We start from the raw sequence: 17,658 nt of genomic DNA, 5'->3' as shown, positions 1-17,658 counted from the left end.
GGGCGGGCGGCTCCCCGTAGGGTCCACGGGGAGCCGCGTGGAGCGGGCCGGGTGGAGCGAGCCGGGTGGAGCGAGCCGGGTGCGGTGGCCGCGTGTGCGTCGGCCGGACGGAAGGGAGCAACCCCCGTGGTCAACGGGCGAGGCCCGCAGGCGGGGCTGCGGCGCCGCAATCTGGCGCTGGTGATGGGCGCCTTGGCGGCGGGCGGTTCGGCCGGCGAGAGCGTGACGCGGGCGGGCGTCGCCGCGGAGGTGGGCCTGACCCGGGCCACCGTGTCGACGCTGGTGGACGAGCTGATGGCCGCGGGCCTGGTGGAGGAGAAGGGCGCGACGCGGCCGGGCACGGTGGGCCGCCCCGGCACCGCGCTGGCGCTGGCCGACACCGGCCCCGCGGGCATCGGCGCCGAGGTCGGGGTGGACCACCTCGCGGCGTGCGCGGTCGACCTGAAGGGCGTGGTGCGCTGCCGGGCGCAGACGCCGGCGGCGAACCGCGCCCGGCCGGCGGGCGACGTCCTGGCGGAGCTGGCGGGGCTGACCGCGCGCGTGGCCGAGGAGGCACGGGCGCAGGGGCTGTTCCCGGTGGGCACCACGGTGGCCGTGCCCGGCCTGGTCGGCCACGACCGCGGCACCGTGCTGCGCGCCCCCAACCTGCGCTGGGAGGACGTCCCCGTGGCCGCCGCCCTCGGCAGCGGCACCGTCGTGGAGAACGAGGCGAACCTCGGCGCCCTCGCCGAGCTGTGGCTCGGCGGCCACCCGGGGCTGCGCGACTTCGTGCACGTCTCCGCCGAGATCGGCATCGGCGCCGCGGTCGTCGTCGAGGGCCGCCTCTTCCGCGGCGCGCGCGGCTTCGCGGGCGAGCTCGGCCACGTGCCCGTACGCCCCGACGGCCCCCTGTGCTCGTGCGGCGCCACCGGCTGCCTGGAGACGTACGCGGGCGAGGAGGCGCTGCTGCGGGCGGCGGGACTGCCGGACTCCGCGCGGGGCGACGGGGACGGCGGGGGCGGCGGCGCGGACGGCCGGGCCGCGGGTCGGGGGGGCCGGGCGGGCGACTCCGCGGACGGCCCCTCGGGTGACCCTTCGGACGGCCCCTCGGACGGCCCCTCGGACGGCCCCTCTGACGGCTTCTTGGCGGCCGGGGGTCCCGCGGCCCTGCGCGGCGCGGCCCTGGCCGGCGACCCGGCGGCCCTGCGCGCCCTGGAGGACGCCGGGGCCGCCCTGGGCATCGCCCTGAGCGGCGCGGTGAACCTCCTCGACCCGCAGGCCGTGGTGGTCGGCGGTCCGCTGGCGGGCCTGGCGCCCTGGCTGCTGCCGGGGGTGCGCCGCGAACTGGCCGCGCGTGTCACGGACCGGCAGTGGCGCCCGCAGAACGTCGTCACCTCGGCCCTCGGCCCGGACGGCGTCCTGCGCGGCGCCGCCTACAGCGCGATCCGCGCCCTCCTGGACGACCCGGCCTCGTGGATCGCCGGCCGCGAGGAGGCGGCGGGCGGCGCGGGAGCCGCGGGCCGGGGACGGTGACCCGGCGTCAGATCGCGGAACCCGCCAGCCACTGCGCCCAGCTCAGGTTCCAGCCGTTGAGGCCGTTGTCGGCCGGGACGGTCCGGCCCGCGGACTTGACCACGACCACGTCGCCGACCATCGAGTTGTTGTAGAACCAGGCCGCCGGGGTGGTCGGGTCCTTGCTGCCCTTGAGGTCCTCGAGGCCGATGCAGCCGTGACTGGTGTTGTCGTGGCCGAACGCCGAGGGTGCGGCCCAGTAGTTGCCGTGGATGAACGTTCCCGAGGTGGTCAGCCGCATGGCGTGCGGCACGTCCGGGATGTCGTACTCGCTCTTGCCGTCCTTGACCAGGCCGACCGTGGAGCCGTTCATGCGCGTGGTCGGGTCCTTCTCGGAGATGACCATCTGCCCGTTGTAGGTGGTGTGGTCGGGGCCGCCCGCCGAGATGGGGATGGTCTTGATGACCTTGCCGTCGCGGACCACGGTCATCTTGTGGGTGCTGGTGTCGACGGTCGACACCTGGGAGCGGCCCACGTCGAAGCCGACGGTCTTGTCCTGCACGCCGTAGACGCCGCGGGCGCCCTCCACACCGCGCAGGTGCAGGGTGAGGGAGACGTGCGAGCCGGCCTTCCAGTACGTCTGCGGGCGCAGGTCCAGCCGCTTGGAGCCGAACCAGTGGCCCACGACCTGCTGGCCGCTGCTGGACGTCACGGATATGTGGCGCTGCACGTCCGCCTTGTGGGTGATCGCCTTGTCGAAGTTGATCGACACCGGCATGCCGACGCCGACCTTCGAGCCGTTCTCGGGCGTGAAGTACCCGATGAAGCTGTGCGAGACGGAGGCGGTGGCGAAGGTGTCGTTCGCGGTGGTGACGCGACCCTGGCCGTCACTGGCCGAGGCGGTGACCGTGTACTGGGTGCCGCCGGCCAGCGCGGCCTTCGGCGTCCAGGTCAGGTGGTCGGCGGACATGGTCCCGGCGACCGCGGCGCCGCCGGCGGACGTCATGGTGACGGAGGTCAGCACGCCGCCGGTGACGGCGACCTTCATGCCGTTCACGCTCGCGTTCGTGCTGCCGGACGCGGGGGTGATGGTGATCCTGGCCGTCGAGGCGTTCTGGGCGGCGGCCGCGTCGGCCTGGACCTGGGCCTGCGCGGCCTGCGCGGTCTGCGCCTGGGGCTGGGGCTGGGCCTTCTTGAGGGCGGAGGGGACGCCGGTGGCCGCGGCCGGGTGCGTGGCGCCCGTCGGCGCCGCCGCGTCGGCGTGCCCCTTGCCGCCCATGCCGCACGCCGCGAGGGCGACGGTCCCGCCGATCAGCACCGCGATGGCGGCGGAGGTACGGCGACGGGTGAAGCGGGACGTACGGGGGGCCGCGGCGGGCTGCCGCTCGGGAGTCTTTCCGGCGTCGTGCGGCGTCGTCACGCAATCTCTCCAATAGCTGCTGGCTGCGGGCCCGGCACCGCCCCGTGGGGGCGGACGACGAGCTTCGTCCATATGCATGGAAACAGGCCGGAAGGGGTGAGTGCGCCATTCCGGGGGGAATTGTGTGATTTGCCACGTGCGGCGCCCCCGGCCGGGAGGGTCCGGGGGCGCCGCGCCCCGTCGGTCTTCGTTCAGTCGTCTCGGTCGTCTCGGTCGTCTCGGTCGTCTCGGTCGTCTCGGTCGCCTCAGTCGTCCGGGAAGTCGTCGTCCTCGGTCAGCCCCCAGGTGCCGGCCGCGGGGTCGTACTCGGTGTGGGAGCAGGACCAGGACGCCTGGACCAGCTCGACCCCCGGGAGGGACGTGACCAGGTCCGCGGGGTCGATGAGGTACGCCAGCGCCTCGGACTCGTCGCTGCCCACGGCCGCCTCCGCGTGGTGCCGCTCCTGGAGCGGCATGTAGGTGTCGCCGGCGATGCGGGACAGGGCCGCGCTCCTCAGCCCCTCGCTGTCGGCGACCTCCAGCACCAGCTCGGCCTGGAAGCGTACGTAGCGCGGCCCGCTGTCACCGCGGGGCATGTCAGTAGTGCTCATGCCACGGAGGGTAAGCGGCATGTGGGCGGCTTCACACGAGCCGCGCCAAGTCACTACCATCACCACCACGGTCAAGCCGCCGCACCCTCCCCGGGGTTGTCACCCGTCGGAGGCGTCCCCAGGGAGTTCCGTTGGCCTCGCCCCGCCCTTACGTCGCCGCAGCCGCCGCATCCGTGCTGGCCGCGCTCTACTTCGTGCCGTCCGCCTCCGCCACACCGGACCACGCGCCCTCGTCCGCCGCCGCCCAGCCGCAGACGGCGACGACCACTCGTTCCGCGCACCACCTCGACCTCGCCGACACCGGCGCGATCAACACCAAGCCGTACGTGGTCGGCGGCGCCGTCTTCCTCGTGGCCGGCGCCGGCCTGATAGTGGACGCCGGCCGCCGCTCGCGCCGCGAGGCCGCCACCGCCTGACACGACACCGACGGCCGGGTGCGGCATGCCGCACCCGGCCGTCCTCCTACGCAGGACGTCCTACGTCCTGCGTCCCGCGCCCTATGCCGCGGCCCACGTAGGACGTCCCACGTCCTCCCTCGCCGTCCTTACGCCCGGCCCCCCGTTCACGCCAGCGGGCCGGTGACCGTCTCGGCCGCCTCCGTCAGCAGCCCGGCGCGGACGAAGGCGTAGGCGGCCTCCAGGTCGGGCGACAGGAAGCGGTCCCGGCCGGGGCCGGGGATGCCCGCCTCCAGGACCGCGGCCAGCACCGCCTCTCCGGCGGGGGACGGACGGCCGCCGTTCGTGACGCGGATCTGCAGCGCGCGGGTGGCCGCGTACATCTCGACGGCGATCACCCGGGTCAGCGCCTCGATCGCGCCGCGCAGCTTGCGCGCCGCAGACCACCCCATCGAGACGTGGTCCTCCTGCATCGCCGAGGACGGGATGGAGTCCACCGAGGCCGGGACCGCGAGCCGCTTCATCTCGCTGACCAGGGCCGCCTGGGTGTACTGGGCGATCATCAGGCCGGAGTCCACGCCGGGGTCGTCGGCGAGGAAGGGCGGCAGGCCGTGGGAGCGGTTGCGGTCCAGCAGACGGTCGGTACGGCGCTCGCAGATCGAGGCGAGGTCGGCGGCGGCGATGGCGAGGAAGTCCAGGACGTAGCCGACGGGGGCGCCGTGGAAGTTGCCGTTCGACTCCACCCGCCCGTCCTCAGTGACCACCGGGTTGTCGACGGCCGCGGCCAGTTCGCGCTCAGCGACCAGGCGGGCGTGCGCCAGGGTGTCGCGGCCGGCGCCCGCGACCTGGGGAGCGCAGCGGACGGAATAGGCGTCCTGGACGCGCGGCGCCTCGTCCTGGTGGTGCCCGGTCAGGCCGGAGCCGGCGAGTACCCGCCGCATGTTCTCGGCGCTCGCCGCCTGCCCGGGGTGCGGGCGCACGGCGTGCAGGTCCGGCGCGAGCACCCGGTCCGTACCGAGCAGGGCTTCGAGGGTGAGGGCCGCGGTGACATCGGCGGCGGTGAACAGGCGGGCCAGGTCGGCGCAGGCCATGACCAGCATGCCGAGCATGCCGTCGGTGCCGTTGATGAGGGCCAGGCCCTCCTTCTCCCGCAGCTCGACCGGTTCGATGCCGTGGGCCGCGAGCAGCTCCGCGGCCGGCCGCACGGTGCCGTCCGGCCCTTCCGCCTCGCCCTCGCCCATGAGCACCTGGGCGCAGTGGGCCAGCGGCGCCAGGTCGCCGGAGCAGCCGAGGGAGCCGTACTCCCGCACCACCGGGGTGATCCCGGCGTTCAGGAGCGCGGCCATCGTGTGCGCGACCACCGGCCGCACCCCCGTACGGCCCGACGCCAGCGTCTTCAGCCGCAGGAACATCAGCGCGCGGACGACCTCGCGTTCCACCACGGGCCCCATCCCGGCGGCGTGCGAGCGCACCAGGCTGCGCTGGAGCTGCGCCCGCAGCTCCGGGCTGATGTGGCGCACCGCGAGCGCGCCGAACCCCGTGGAGACCCCGTAGACCGGCTCGGGCCTCGCCGCCAGCGCGTCGATCACCGCTCGCGAGGCCGCCATCGCCTCGACCGCTTCCGGCGCAAGCTCGACGGGGGCCCCGCCCCGGGCGACCGCCAGCACGTCCTCGGCGGTGGTGCCGTGGCTCGCGAGCAGCACCGCCCCCTTCTGCATATCCATATTCACGCACCCTAAGCACTGAATCGACGGCTGTCACGCGCGGGTCCGGCCGAGGACGCCGCGGGGCCGGCCGAGGACGCCGCGGGTCCGGCCGCGGGCGCGGGGGCGGACGCTAGGCGAGCAGGCGGGCGGCCGCGACCAAGCCGGATGCGCCGGCCTCGCCGCGGGCGAGGATCTCACCGGGATGTACGCCGCGTTCGCGCAGCGCGTGCGCGAAGTGCTGTATGTCCTTGTGCATCAGCGGGTGGAGGTGTTCGGCAAGGCGGGGGGTGATGTCGGTGGCCAGGGCGTGGAGAGCCGCGCTGCCGCCGCTGCTGGCCCCGATGACGTCGATCAGTGCGGGCAGGTCGAGGCCGACTTGCGCGGCCAGGGCGAGGACGTCTTCGGCGTTCTTCATGTTGGTGATGGTCAGCGCGTTGTTGAACAGCTTGGTGAGCTGTCCGCTGCCGACCGGTCCCATGAGCCGCACAGTGTCGCTGAAGGTTTCGAAGACCGGGTGTGCGGCGCGGTAGGCGTCCACGGGTCCGCCGACGAAGGTGGTAAGGGTGCGGGCGCGGGCGCCCGGGCCACCGCCGCTGACGGGGGCGTCGAGGTAGACCGCGCCCGCCTGGGCGACGTGCGCGCCGATCCGCTCGGCCTCGGTGGGGTCGCCGGTACCGTGATTGACGATGATCGTGCCCGGGGCGATGTGCGCCAGAAGGCCCTGGTCATCGAGCACGTTCCACACGTCCGTGTCGTCGCGCAGGCAGAGCCCGACGAGTTCCACGGAGGCCGCCAGGCCGGCCACGGTGTCGTGGACGACGTGGGGCGACGTCGCCACGGCGGCCAGAGAGGCCGGCCGGCGTGCCCACACGTGAAGTTTCCAGCCGTGTTCGCCGATCGCCTGGGCCATCGGCCCGCCCTGGTCTCCGAGCCCGATGAAGCCGATTGTGCTGATGTTCGTCATTGCCTGATCTCTTCCTTCATGATCCGTGCCGCGTTCCGTGTCCGCGGTCAGCGCACGACGGTGGCGGCGAGGTTCCACAGGCGTTCCGCGTTCCCGGCGTCGAGGGCGTAGGCGGCCACACCCGGCACGCCCAGTTCCAGCGGCCGTGCGGTCACCCGCGGGGCTTCGTTGACGTCTTCGAAGTAGCGGCCGCCGACGCCCTCGGCCAGCGGGGAGGCGGCGAGGAAGACGGAGGTGGCCGCGCCCTGTTCGATGGTCTTGCGGTAGGGCTCGGGGGTCTTCAGGCCGCCGGTGTGCCGCTGGAGGTTGGTGGCGATCGCACCGGGGTGCAGCGCGTTCGCCCGGATGCCGTCACCGGACCAGCGGCGGTCCGCCTCGACGGCCAGGAGCACCTCGGCGGTCTTGGACTGGCCGTAGGCGCCGAGCGCGTCGTAGGGGCGGAAGCGGTAGTCGAGGTCGTCGAAGACGACCGGGCAGAACAGGTGACCGCTGGAGGACACGGTCACCATGCGTGCGCCACCCGCTTCGGCGAGTGCCCGGTGCAGGCCCAGGGCGAGGGCGAAATGGCCCAGGTAGTTGGTGGCGAACTGCTGCTCGTGGCCGCCGGTGCCCCGCTCCAGCTCGGGCAGCATCATGATTCCGGCATTGTTGACGAGGATGTGCAGGGGGCCGGCCCAGGCGTCGGTGAACGCGTTCACCGAATCCAGGTCCGCCACGTCCAGCCGGGCGACGTGAATCGCACCGTTTCCGGTCCTGGCCCTCAGGTCGGCCGCGACTTCCTCGCCGGCATCGGGTCGCCGGACCGCGAGGGTGACATCGGCGCCGGCGGACGCCAGCGCGCGGGCCGTCTCCACGCCGATGCCGGAGGTGGCGCCGGTGATCACGGCACGCTTGCCGGACAGGTCGACACCGTCGATCACCTGCGCGGCGGTCGAGTGACGGTCGAAGGGGCTGCGGAAAAGCTCGGGCACGATTGCTCCTGGGTCGGAGGACGGCTACGGGAACGACGGCACGAACGGCTGGATCTGCTCCGTCGAATCCGGCGCAGACACCGTCATCGGCTGGTGCGCCGATTCGGCCGTGCTGTACCACTGTGGGGGCATACGTGCCGAGCCGCCCAGGCCCCGCTGAGGCTGGGACCGGCAGGGCCACCCGGACTCCGGCGGCATCTGCCTACTCTGGGATGCGTGACAGCGAACGGTGACCCGGGCCCCCTGGCCACGTACCTGCGCGCCCGACGGGAGCTCGTCCCGCCCACCGCCGTGGGCATTCCCGACACCGGCAACCGGCGCGTGGCGGGCCTGCGCCGGGAAGAAGTCGCCTTCCTCGCCGGCGTCAGTTCGGACTACTACGTACGCCTCGAACAGGGCCGCGACCGGCACCCCTCCGAACAGGTCCTGGTCAGCATCGCGGGCGCGCTGCAACTGGGGGAGGAAGCCACCGCGTACCTCCTCCAGCTCGCCGCCGACCCCACCACCCGCCGCCGGCGCCCCCGCCGCCCCGAGAAGGCCGGCGACGGCATCCGGAACTTGATCAGCACCTGGCCGCTGACCCCGGCGTACGTCCACGGCACCTACATGGACGTACTTGCCGCCAACACCCTGGCCATCGCCCTCTCCCCCTTCAACGGACCCGGCCACAACAGCATCCTCGCGGCCTTTCTGGAACCGGAACTGCGCGCCTTGCACGTCGACTGGGAGGAGATGACCGCCCGCATCGTGCCCTACCTGCGGTCTGTCGCCGGACCTGACATCGACGACCCGCGCCTCGTCGAGATCGTGGGCGAGCTCTCGGTCCGCAGCGACCGCTTCCGCAAGCTCTGGGCACGCCAGGACGTCGCGCACAAGGCCACCGGCACCAGCCGACTGCAGCATCCGCGGGTCGGCCCTCTGGAACTGCACTACGAGAAGCTGCTGATCCCCGGCACCCGGGGACAGACCCTCGTCACCTACCACGCCCGCCCCGGCAGCGACTCGGAAGACCGCTTGCGCCTGCTCGCCTCCCTGGACAGCTCGGCCGGCACATCCGCGGACACCGTCCGAATCGCCGCGGAAGGCTGATCGGATGGGCGGCGCGGCCGGCCACCGAGTACCGCGTCACGCTCTTCGCCCGGAAGATTCGGCGAGAGGACCCGCCATGTGCTCCCGGGAAGGTCTCCCGGTCACAGCACGAACCGGCTAGGGCCGGCGGAAGGTGCGGCGTTCCGTCGGCGAGGTGGGCGGCGGGGAGTCGGCGAGGCGGACCACGGGGTCGCCGGGGCCCTCGCGGCCGGCCACGACGGGGTGGGCGGCGCGCAGCGCCTTCGCGCGGTAGGAGGCCGCGTCGGCCAGGCGGAACAGGCGGCGGGCCGAGCGGACGGGGCCGATCGGGTCCTCCGTCGAGGCGACCCCGCACGCGACCCCCTCGCCGATGTCCAGGCCGGCGGCCAGCCGGCACAGCTCGTCGGCGGCCCGGACCACCTCGTCCGCGCCTTGTCCGACGGCGACGATGCAGAACTCGTCGCCGCCGAGCCGCGCCGCCAGGCTGCCCGGCAGCGTGGCGCCGCACACCGAGAGCAGCGAGCCGAAGCGTTCCAGCAACCGGTCCCCCACCGCGTGCCCGAGCAGGTCGTTGACCTTCTTCAGACCGTTCAGGTCGCAGACGACCAGGCTGACCACCACGCCCTGCGCCCGGTGCCGTTCCAGGGCCTCGTCCAGGCGCATGTCCACCGCCCGCCGGTTGCCGAGGCCGGTCAGCGGGTCCGTGTACGCCAGCCGCCGCACCTCCTCGAACCGCTCGGTCTGCGCGATCCCCGCGGCGACCAGGGCGGCCAGTACGGTGGCGAAGTCCGCGTCCGCCCGGCCGAAGACCGGCGCCCCCGCGTCCCGGGCGACGTAGAGCTCGCCCCAGGCCCGCCCGTGCAGCACCAGCGGCGCCACGACGCAGCTGCCCCGCCCGCGCCGGCGCAGCGCGGCCACCCGCCCCCAGCTCGACCCGCCCGGCGTGCTGCCCGAGCCCTCCGCGGTCTCCACCCAGGCGTGCGGTTCGCCGCCGCGCGCCCACGTACCGTGCAGGAATTCGGCGATCTCCGGGAAGTCGTGGACGGAGTACGACTCGTCGGCCGGTTCCGGCTCCTCGCCGGGCGCGAGTTCGCCGTCGTTGACCATGACCCGCAGCCTGCCGGTCTCCCGTTCCCAGCGGGAGACCGCCGCGAAGGAACCACCCATGGCCAGCCGCGCCCGGTGGGCCCCGGCCCGCGCGGCCGCGCGCGGGGTCTGCGCGGTGGCGAGCGCCTGCGCGAGTTCCACGACGGCCCGCAAACGGAGGCCGGCCGTCCGCTCATCGACCATTTCTTCAGGCTAGGGAAGTTTGCGGGGTTCCGCGCTCAAGGGGGTGGGCCGGAAGGGGCTGGGCTCTTTGCGTTTCCTGCCCGGCGGGCGGCTTGGGGTTCGCCGGGCCCAGCCGCCTCTTGCCCCGCGGGCGGCTTGGGGTTCGCTCCGGTCGAAGCGTTTCTTGCCCGGCGGGCGGCCTGGGGTTCGCCGTCCGGGAGGGGTGGTTGCTGTCGTTGCCGGATCACCGGCGAGTTCTGGGTTGCTCGCGCCGTTCCCCGCGCCCCTTCTTGGTACTCCCGTGGAGACCCTGCCCGCAGGCGCGGCCGGCCCCCGGGGACTTTCGGTGGGGGCTCTGCCCGTACACGCCGCCCCGGGGGCTCTCGGGTTATTCGCCCGGCCAGGTCGGGGGGCGTTTTTCGTTGAAAGCGGCGACGCCCTCCGCGCGGTCGCCGGAGAAGGCGACCGTACGCCAGGCGGCGTCCTCGACCTCCAGGCCGGCGGCCAGGTCGAGGCCGTGGCCCAGGCGGAGCGCCCGTTTGGCGGCTCGCAGTCCTACGGGGGAGTTCGCGGCGATACGGGTGGCCAGGGCCAGCGCGGCCTCGCGGTCACCGCCCGCGGGGTGGAGCTGGTCGATCAGGCCGAGCCCGAGGGCCTCGACGGCGGGGACGCGGCGGGCCGTGAAGATCAGCTCGGCGGCGCGGGCCGCACCCACCCGCCGGGGAAGCAGTTGCGTACCGCCCCCGCCCGGGATCACGCCGACGGACACCTCGGGCAGCCCCACCACCGCCGTCTCGTCGGCCACGATCAGGTCGCACGCCAGGGCGAGCTCGAAGCCGCCGCCGAGGGCGAAGCCGTGCACGGACGCGATGGTCGGCATCGGCAGCTCCAGCACCCCGGTGTACGCGGCGCGCGCCCGCGGCCGCTGCCGTACCAGCTCCGCGTCGCTCAGGCTGTTGCGCTCCTTCAGGTCCGCGCCCACGCAGAAGGCCCGCTCGTGGGAGGACGTGACCACGGTGACGCTCACCGATCCGTCGGCGGCGAGTGCCGCGCACGCCTCCGCGATGGCCGCGGCCATGGCGGTGGACACCGCGTTCATGGCCTTGGGGCGGTCGAGGACCAGCTCGGCGACGCGCTCTTCCGGGCGCCGCACCACCACGTACTCCCCGTACCGCTTCGCGTCCGTGTCCTCGGCCACGCCGAACTCCCTCCCGGTTAACGCCCGTGAACCCGCGGCCCCATCTTGTCACGCGGCCCGCCGCCGGGGGCGCTCAGGCGCGGCGCGTGAGGAGCCAGGGTTCGACCACCCCGAGGCCGCGGACGGGGCGGCGCCACATGGGCTGGAGGGCGAAACGGTACTTCCCGGACTCGGCCGAGGCCGCGTCCACGTCGGCCTCGGAGACGGGGGCGTCGCCCGCCTCCCCGAGGGCCTCCGCGAAGTCGCCGTCTACCAGCACCGCGTCACGGGGGGCTATGGAGGTCAGGCGGGAGGCGAGGTTGACCGTGGTGCCGAAGACGTCGCCCATGCGGGTGGTGACCGTGCCGAAGGCCATGCCGACCCGGAGCGCGGGCATGGTCTCGTCGCCGGTCATGGTCTCGATGAGCCGCATGCCGATCTCCGCGGCCGTACCGGGGTCGTCGGCGACGAAGAGCACCTCGTCGCCCAGGGTCTTGATCAGACGGCCCCCGTACGCGGCGACCTGGTCGGCCGCCGTGGTCTCGAACGCCTCGACCAGCTCGCCCAGTTCCTCCTCCTCCAGGCGGCGGGTCAGGCGGGTGAACCCCACCAGGTCGGCGAAGCCCACCGCGAGCCTGCGGTCCACGGCCTCCTCGTCGTCGGACTGCACGACCCGGCTGGTGGCGGCGGCGACCTGGCGGCGCCACACGTAGACGAGGAACTCCTCCAGTTCGGGCAGCAGCAGTTCGACCAGCGGGTACGCGACCTCGGCGCGGGTCATGCCGGGCTCGGGCGGCTCGGTGAGGCCCTCCAGGAACGAGTCGGTCTGCCAGTCGGCGAGCCGGGCGGTGGTCTGGCCGGTGGAACGCGCCACCTGGATGGCCATCGACTCGCTGAGCAGCCCCGCCTCGACCAGGCCGGCCAGCCGCCGCAGGGCCAGGACGTCGGCCTCGGTCAGCGCGCGGGCCTGGCCGATGTCGGCGAAGCCCATCGCCCGCCAGAAACGGGAGGCCAGGTCCATGGAGACGCCGGCCGTACGGGCCGCCTGGAAGGGCGTGTAGCGGCGGGGCGCCCCCAGGATCAGCTGTTCGAGGCGCAGGGCGAGGGGGTGCTCACCCGAGTCGCCCGCCTCGCCGTGCTCCGCCGCCTCCCCGTGCTCCCCGGAGTCGGCGTGCTGCTCCCCGGCGTCCGCGGGGTCTCCGGCGCCGTCGGGATCGGCGGCGTCGGCGGGATCGACGGGCTCCGCCGGTACGGCCGGTTCGACGGCGGCCGCGGATTCCGCCGGGTCCGCGCCCTTGGCGTCGTCGGCAGGCTCCGCCTCTTCCGCCGGCTCCGCGTCGTCGGCCGTTCCAGCGGCCGGGTCCGGCTCGGCGCGAGGGTCTCGCGGGCCCGTGGGGGCCGTGGGGGCCGCCGAGCCCGCGGCATCGGAGCCGTCCCGCTCCGGGCCCGTGCCCGGAGCGGAAGGGAACGGCTCGTCCGGCGGGAGGTTCTCGTCGTTCACGGTCACCGCCCGGCCCCTGAAGAATCCCTGCGCACTGCCCTTCCGATCATCGAGACGACGCAGCCCCTCAAACGATACGGCAGGTGTGCCCTGGCTCACTCTCGGCGGCTCGGCCCGGCTGCCCCAGGTCAGGCCGCTCCGGTCACTCCCGTCACCCCCGCGACGCCCGCCCCGCCGCGAACCCCCGGCGAACCCCTGCCGCGCCCCGGCCCGGCGGCCCTCACCGCCACCGTTCCGCCCCTCCCCCGCCCGTTCCCCTGCCCGTTCGTCCGCCGCTCACCGCGTCATCCCCCCGACGGCCGCAGGTGCACCACGTCGCCTGCCGCGAGCGCCTGCTCGCCGTCCGGTCCGGCGATCACGAGGCGTCCGTCGCCGTCGACGGCCACGGCGGTGCCGGACAGCGTGCCGCCGCCGGGCAGTTCGGCGCGGACCTGGCGGCCGAGCGTGGCGCACCCGGCGGCGTACGTCTGCTGGAGGCGCGAGGCGGCCGGGTCGCCGCCGGCCGCGCGCCAGGCCCCGTACCACTCGTCGACGGACCGCAGGACGGCCCGCAGCAGCGGGTCGCGGTCGGTGCCCATGGCGCCGGCGAGGGCGAGCGACGCGGCCGTGGGGACGGGCAGTTCGGCCTCCTTGAGGGTGACGTTGAGTCCGATGCCGACGACGACCGCGCTCGCGCCGGAGCGCTCGGCGAGGATGCCGCCGGCCTTGCGTTCCTCGCCCGCGACGGTGACCAGCAGGTCGTTGGGCCACTTCAGCGAGGTGTCGACGCCGGCCGACCGGGACAGCGCGGTCGCGGTGGCGACGCCCGCCAGCAGCGGCAGCCAGCCCCAGCGGTGCCGCGGCACCGGCGGCGCGCCGGCGGCCGTACCGGACGCGGCGCGCTCACCCGGACGGAGCAGTATGGAGAAGAACAGTCCGGAGCGCGCGGGCGCGCTCCAGCGGCGGTCGAGCCGGCCCCGGCCGGCGGTCTGCTCCTCCGCCACCAGGACGGCGCCCTCGGGCGCGCCGTCCGCGGCGCGGGCCGCGAGGTCGCTGTTGGTGGAGCCGGTGGACTCCACCACGTCGAGCGAGGTCCACACCGCGCCCGGGACGACCACCGCCTTGCGCAGGGCACGGGCGTTGAGCGGCGGTCGTTCCAGATCGGACCAGCGGCTGGAGGTCATGCCCCCACCCTACGAGGCGGCCGAGGAGGTGTGGCGAACGCCGCAGTGCCGGTGGCCGACAGTCGCCACTACGCTACGGAAGCAGCGTTACCCGCCGGTCACAAGAACGCCGGGCCCCAGTACCGTCACCGAGAGCACCCAGCAACCGCACACACGGAAGTCCCAGTACCGTCGAGAGCAGGGGAGCCGCCTCCATGGCCGAGCCGGAGTACGACATCCACACGACCGCGGGGAAGCTCGCCGACCTGCGCGCCCGTATCGAGGCGGCGACGCACGCGGGCTCGATGCGGGCGGTCGAGAAGCAGCACGCCAAGGGCAAGCTGACCGCGCGCGAGCGGATCGAACTGCTCCTGGACGACGGCTCGTTCACCGAGCTGGACGAGCTGGCCCGGCACCGGTCGACCAACTTCGGCCTGGAGGCCAACCGCCCCTACGGCGACGGCGTCGTCACCGGGTACGGGACGGTCGACGGCCGTCCGGTCGCGGTGTTCTCCCAGGACTTCACGGTCTTCGGCGGCGCGCTCGGCGAGGTCTTCGGCGAGAAGATCGTCAAGGTCATGGACTTCGCGCTGAAGACGGGCTGCCCGGTGATCGGCATCAACGACTCCGGCGGCGCGCGCATCCAGGAGGGCGTCACCAGCCTGGGCCTGTACGGCGAGATCTTCCGCCGCAACACCCTGGCCTCAGGCGTCATCCCGCAGATCAGCCTGATCATGGGCCCGTGCGCCGGCGGCGCGGTCTACTCCCCCGCGATCACCGACTTCGTGGTGATGGTCGACGGGACCTCGCACATGTTCATCACGGGGCCGGACGTGATCAAGACGGTGACCGGCGAGGACGTCGGCATGGAGGAGCTGGGCGGCGCACGGACCCACAACACCACGTCGGGCAACGCCCACCACCTGGCAGGCGACGAGAAGGACGCCTTCGAGTACGTCAAGGCGCTGCTGTCCTACCTGCCGGCCAACAACCTCGAAGAGCCACCGGCCTTCCCCGCCGAGGCCGACCTGGCGGTCACCGACGAGGACCTCGAACTCGACACGCTGATCCCCGACTCGGCCAACCAGCCCTACGACATGCACAAGGTCATCGAGCATGTGCTGGACGACGGGGAGTTCCTGGAGACGCAGTCGCTGTTCGCGCCCAACATCCTCACCGGCTTCGGCCGCGTCGAGGGCCGCCCGGTCGGCGTGGTGGCCAACCAGCCGCTCCAGTTCGCCGGCACGCTGGACATCGACGCCTCGGAGAAGGCGGCGCGCTTCGTGCGGACCTGCGACAGCTTCAACGTCCCCGTCATCACCTTCGTCGACGTCCCCGGCTTCCTGCCCGGCACCAGCCAGGAGTGGGACGGCATCATCCGCCGCGGCGCCAAACTGATCTACGCCTACGCCGAGGCCACGGTGCCGCTGATCACGGTCATCACCAGGAAGGCGTACGGCGGCGCGTACGACGTCATGGGCTCCAAGCACCTGGGCGCCGACCTCAACCTGGCGTGGCCCACCGCGCAGATCGCCGTCATGGGCGCGCAGGGGGCCGTCAACATCCTGCACCGCCGCACCCTCGCCGAGGCGGCCACCCCGGAGGAGGCCGACGCCCTGCGCGCCCGGCTCATCCAGGACTACGAGGACACGCTCCTCAACCCCTACGTCGCCGCCGAGCGCGGCTACGTGGACGCGGTCATCGAGCCCTCCAAGACCCGCGGCCAGCTCGTCAAGGCGCTGCGCACCCTGCGCAACAAGCGGGAGAGCCTGCCGCCCAAGAAGCACGGGAACATTCCGCTGTGACCGGGACGGTGGACGGAGCCGCGAACGGCTCCGGAAGCGGCGGCGGGGCGCGGGAGCGGGAGGAGCGGGAGGAGCGGCCGGTGGCGGACATCGTGGAGATCAAGGTCGAACGGGGGCATCCGACGCCGGAGGAGCTGGCGGCGGTCGTCGCCCTCGTCCAGGCGCGGGCCGCGGCGTCCGTGCCCGACGAGGAGGCGGGCCCGCGGCGGCTGAACGGCTGGAACACCCCGGCCCGTACGGTGCCGCGCGGGATTCCGCGTCCCGGCCCCGGGGCGTGGCGGATGTCCGTGTGGCCCGCGTGATCCGTGTGGCTGATGGGTCCCGCGGTCCCGTTTGAGTACGCGTACTCAGGCGCCGGGCCCGCCCTGGGCGCAGCCTTGGGGACATGCGTTGGAGGGATGAGCAGCGGCCGGGGACTTCCGCGGACGTCCGCAGGGTGCAGGCGATGATGCGGCGTGCCGCGTTCCTGGTCGCCCTGGCCTCCGTGGTGGTCATGGCCTTCACCGCGTGGGTGGTGTGACGGGCGGCGAGGGCCGCGGCACGGGAGGGTGGTGGCCGGGCGGTAAGGGCCACCAGTGGTGAGCGCGGCCCTTACGATGTCCGGGTGACTCCCGCGCGTGTTCTCGTCCTCGCATCCGCCTCCCCCGCCCGGCTCGGACTGCTCAGGCAGGCCGGTCTCGACCCGCTCGTCGTCGTCAGCGGGGTGGACGAGGAGGCGATCAGCGCGCCGACTCCCGGGGAACTCGCGCGGGTGCTGGCCGAGGCGAAGGCCGCGGCGGTCGCCGACGGGGGCGGACTGGACGGCGGCGAGATCGTCGTCGGCTGCGATTCGGTGCTGGACCTGGACGGCGAGCCCCTCGGCAAGCCCAAGGACGCCGAGGAGGCGGTACGGCGCTGGGAGGCCATGCGCGGCCGGGCCGGCGTGCTGCGCACCGGGCACTGCGTGATCGACACCGCGAGCGGCAAGCGCGTGTCGCGGACCGCCTCGACGGTCGTGCGCTTCGGGACGCCCGACGACGAGGAGATCGCCGCCTATGTGGCCAGCGGCGAACCGCTCCAGGTGGCGGGCGCGTTCACCCTCGACGGGCGTTCCGCGCCCTTCGTGGAGGGCATCGAGGGCGACGCCGGTACGGTGATCGGCCTGTCGCTGCCATTGCTGCGCGAGCTGCTGGCCGACCTCGGGATACGCCTGACCGACCTGTGGGCCTGACGCCGGCCCGCCCCGGAGTCCGCCCCAGGGCCTGACCCGCCGTCACACCGGACGGCGTCCTCAGGCGGTCGCCGGCGGTGCCTGCTCGGGTCCGGACGCCGGGCCCTCGGGCTCGCGGGTGGGCGCCGGGGCCGCCCCGGCCCGGTCGCGGTCCTCGGGCGCGTACATCACGAGCGTGCCGACCAGCAGCGCCAGGACGACCATCACCACCACGAAGGCCACCCAGCCGACCAGCCCGACCACGAGCGCGCCGACCACGCCGTGCACCACCGCGCACACGATGAGGACGATCCGGCCGACCCGGCCGGTCATGCGGTCGCGCAGCGCGATACGGGCCGTCAGGACCGCGCAGCCGACGAGGAAGAGCGCGAACAGGCCGCCGCCGACCCAGGATCCGGTGGCCATCGCGTCGGTGCTCAGGCCGCCCATGGACATCTTCTGGTGGCGGACGGACAGGCCCAGTATCCAGTTGACGAACGCGATGGTGAGGGCTTCGAGGACGAGGACCACCGCCGTCGCCGTCGCGGCCGCCCGGCGCAGCCCCTCGGCTTTGCGCACGCTGTCCCCCTTCGGCCCAATGTCCCGGGCGTGTTCCGTGCTGTTACCCCAGGTACCCTGCGCAGCGCAGGCTACTCATGGGTAGAGCGACCGGCAAGGGGTCGCGCGCCACCACTCTTCCGGGCACAGGAGATCGCAAATTTTCACCGCTCTATTCGTAGGGTTTCCACAAAAGAATGTCGGCTCCAGGCCCGGAGTGCGCGCGATATGCGCCCCACGCCCAAGAGTGCGGGACACGGGCGCGATCGGCGCCGTACCGTGGATTAGCAGGCGTTCAGGGGTTCACCGGACCCATGGATCACCCTCCGTGTGGGCAAGCTCACGTGCAGGGGTGCCTCGGCATCAAGTGTGGCCAGTACCTAAACTCGGCTTGTTTCTAGGAGGGAGCCAT

17 protein-coding genes are annotated in these 17,658 nt (G+C 73.8%); 7 read left to right on the top strand and 10 right to left on the bottom strand.

Annotation, left to right across the window (positions count from 1 at the left end; translation table 11 throughout):
• Window positions 1-183 precede the first annotated feature (183 nt).
• Entirely contained in the window at window positions 184-1,512 is a 1,329-nt protein-coding gene (locus K7G61_RS16585; RefSeq protein ID WP_225847784.1) for an ROK family protein, read from the top strand.
• 7 nt (window positions 1,513-1,519) lie between these two features.
• Here K7G61_RS16585 and K7G61_RS16580 read toward each other — a convergent pair whose 3' ends face one another.
• Both K7G61_RS16580 and K7G61_RS16575 read right to left on the bottom strand, forming a co-directional pair.
• Entirely contained in the window at window positions 1,520-2,815 is a 1,296-nt protein-coding gene (locus K7G61_RS16580) for an Ig-like domain-containing protein (RefSeq protein WP_374204150.1), read from the bottom strand.
• A 341-nt stretch (window positions 2,816-3,156) separates the two neighbouring features.
• On the bottom strand, window positions 3,157-3,501 hold the full coding sequence (locus K7G61_RS16575) for a hypothetical protein (RefSeq protein ID WP_225847620.1): 345 nt from the start codon (window positions 3,499-3,501) through the stop codon (window positions 3,157-3,159).
• Window positions 3,502-3,632: 131 nt separating this feature from the next.
• Here K7G61_RS16575 and K7G61_RS16570 point away from each other — a divergent pair, with 131 nt between their 5' ends.
• Window positions 3,633-3,917, top strand: a complete 285-nt coding sequence (locus K7G61_RS16570) for a hypothetical protein (protein ID WP_225847619.1) — start codon at window positions 3,633-3,635, stop codon at window positions 3,915-3,917.
• 146 nt (window positions 3,918-4,063) lie between these two features.
• On the opposite strand, the gene hutH is transcribed toward K7G61_RS16570, so the two are convergent.
• The 3 genes from hutH to K7G61_RS16555 form a co-directional block, all read right to left on the bottom strand.
• On the bottom strand, window positions 4,064-5,614 hold the full coding sequence (gene hutH / locus K7G61_RS16565; RefSeq protein WP_374204149.1) for a histidine ammonia-lyase: 1,551 nt from the start codon (window positions 5,612-5,614) through the stop codon (window positions 4,064-4,066).
• A gap of 118 nt (window positions 5,615-5,732) precedes the next feature.
• Window positions 5,733-6,566 carry an NAD(P)-dependent oxidoreductase gene (locus K7G61_RS16560; protein WP_225847617.1) on the bottom strand — a complete coding sequence of 278 codons (834 nt, stop codon included), beginning with the start codon at window positions 6,564-6,566 and terminating at the stop codon, window positions 5,733-5,735.
• A gap of 47 nt (window positions 6,567-6,613) precedes the next feature.
• Window positions 6,614-7,537, bottom strand: coding sequence for an SDR family NAD(P)-dependent oxidoreductase (locus K7G61_RS16555; RefSeq protein WP_225847616.1), 924 nt, complete (start codon window positions 7,535-7,537; stop codon window positions 6,614-6,616).
• A 216-nt stretch (window positions 7,538-7,753) separates the two neighbouring features.
• Between K7G61_RS16555 and K7G61_RS16550 the strand changes: the two genes are divergently transcribed.
• Entirely contained in the window at window positions 7,754-8,626 is an 873-nt protein-coding gene (locus K7G61_RS16550) for a helix-turn-helix domain-containing protein (RefSeq protein ID WP_225847615.1), read from the top strand.
• Window positions 8,627-8,743: 117 nt separating this feature from the next.
• On the opposite strand, the gene K7G61_RS16545 is transcribed toward K7G61_RS16550, so the two are convergent.
• From K7G61_RS16545 to K7G61_RS16530, 4 genes are all read right to left on the bottom strand, one after another.
• The gene (locus K7G61_RS16545; protein ID WP_225847614.1) at window positions 8,744-9,895 is read right to left on the bottom strand and encodes a GGDEF domain-containing protein; all 1,152 of its coding nucleotides are present in this window, start codon (window positions 9,893-9,895) and stop codon (window positions 8,744-8,746) included.
• Window positions 9,896-10,262: 367 nt separating this feature from the next.
• The gene (locus K7G61_RS16540) at window positions 10,263-11,072 is read right to left on the bottom strand and encodes an enoyl-CoA hydratase/isomerase family protein (protein ID WP_225847613.1); all 810 of its coding nucleotides are present in this window, start codon (window positions 11,070-11,072) and stop codon (window positions 10,263-10,265) included.
• Window positions 11,073-11,145: 73 nt separating this feature from the next.
• Entirely contained in the window at window positions 11,146-12,558 is a 1,413-nt protein-coding gene (locus tag K7G61_RS16535; protein ID WP_225847612.1) for an adenylate/guanylate cyclase domain-containing protein, read from the bottom strand.
• A gap of 278 nt (window positions 12,559-12,836) precedes the next feature.
• Window positions 12,837-13,715 carry a biotin--[acetyl-CoA-carboxylase] ligase gene (locus K7G61_RS16530; RefSeq protein ID WP_225847611.1) on the bottom strand — a complete coding sequence of 293 codons (879 nt, stop codon included), beginning with the start codon at window positions 13,713-13,715 and terminating at the stop codon, window positions 12,837-12,839.
• A gap of 194 nt (window positions 13,716-13,909) precedes the next feature.
• Between K7G61_RS16530 and K7G61_RS16525 the strand changes: the two genes are divergently transcribed.
• The 4 genes from K7G61_RS16525 (at window position 13,910) to K7G61_RS16515 (ending at window position 16,709) form a co-directional block, all read left to right on the top strand.
• The gene (locus K7G61_RS16525) at window positions 13,910-15,499 is read left to right on the top strand and encodes an acyl-CoA carboxylase subunit beta (RefSeq protein WP_225847610.1); all 1,590 of its coding nucleotides are present in this window, start codon (window positions 13,910-13,912) and stop codon (window positions 15,497-15,499) included.
• Window positions 15,496-15,801 (top strand): acyl-CoA carboxylase subunit epsilon, encoded by a 306-nt coding sequence (locus K7G61_RS36965; protein WP_225847609.1) that lies wholly within the window; start codon window positions 15,496-15,498, stop codon window positions 15,799-15,801. Before K7G61_RS16525 ends, K7G61_RS36965 begins: the two co-directional genes overlap by 4 nt.
• Window positions 15,802-15,884: 83 nt before the next feature.
• Window positions 15,885-16,019: a morphogenic membrane protein MmpB gene (mmpB, locus tag K7G61_RS36455; protein WP_263984479.1), complete on the top strand. Its 135-nt coding sequence runs from the start codon at window positions 15,885-15,887 to the stop codon at window positions 16,017-16,019.
• An 84-nt stretch (window positions 16,020-16,103) separates the two neighbouring features.
• Window positions 16,104-16,709 (top strand): nucleoside triphosphate pyrophosphatase, encoded by a 606-nt coding sequence (locus K7G61_RS16515; RefSeq protein WP_225847608.1) that lies wholly within the window; start codon window positions 16,104-16,106, stop codon window positions 16,707-16,709.
• Window positions 16,710-16,769: 60 nt separating this feature from the next.
• Here K7G61_RS16515 and K7G61_RS16510 read toward each other — a convergent pair whose 3' ends face one another.
• Window positions 16,770-17,267: a hypothetical protein gene (locus tag K7G61_RS16510; RefSeq protein ID WP_225847607.1), complete on the bottom strand. Its 498-nt coding sequence runs from the start codon at window positions 17,265-17,267 to the stop codon at window positions 16,770-16,772.
• Between the last annotated feature and the right edge of the window lie 391 nt (window positions 17,268-17,658).

The sequence above is a fragment of the Streptomyces sp. HPF1205 genome, from assembly GCF_020400825.1.
In the GTDB taxonomy this organism is placed as follows: Bacteria; Actinomycetota; Actinomycetes; order Streptomycetales; family Streptomycetaceae; genus Actinacidiphila.
The sequence above is the reverse complement of the archived record's forward strand: the minus strand, read 5'-3'. Positions and strand labels throughout refer to the sequence as shown.

What these genes read in the sequence shown, in the direction of transcription:
- K7G61_RS16545 (WP_225847614.1), bottom strand. Translation starts at nt 9,895, where the DNA reads ATGGTCGATGAGCGGACGGCCGGCCTCCGTTTGCGGGCCGTCGTGGAA.
- K7G61_RS16530 (WP_225847611.1), bottom strand. Translation starts at nt 13,715, where the DNA reads ATGACCTCCAGCCGCTGGTCCGATCTGGAACGACCGCCGCTCAACGCC.
- K7G61_RS16560 (WP_225847617.1), bottom strand. Translation starts at nt 6,566, where the DNA reads ATGACGAACATCAGCACAATCGGCTTCATCGGGCTCGGAGACCAGGGC.
- K7G61_RS16575 (WP_225847620.1), bottom strand. Translation starts at nt 3,501, where the DNA reads ATGAGCACTACTGACATGCCCCGCGGTGACAGCGGGCCGCGCTACGTA.
- hutH (WP_374204149.1), bottom strand. Translation starts at nt 5,614, where the DNA reads ATGCAGAAGGGGGCGGTGCTGCTCGCGAGCCACGGCACCACCGCCGAG.
- K7G61_RS16525 (WP_225847610.1), top strand. Translation starts at nt 13,910, where the DNA reads ATGGCCGAGCCGGAGTACGACATCCACACGACCGCGGGGAAGCTCGCC.
- mmpB (WP_263984479.1), top strand. Translation starts at nt 15,885, where the DNA reads ATGCGTTGGAGGGATGAGCAGCGGCCGGGGACTTCCGCGGACGTCCGC.
- K7G61_RS16585 (WP_225847784.1), top strand. Translation starts at nt 184, where the DNA reads ATGGGCGCCTTGGCGGCGGGCGGTTCGGCCGGCGAGAGCGTGACGCGG.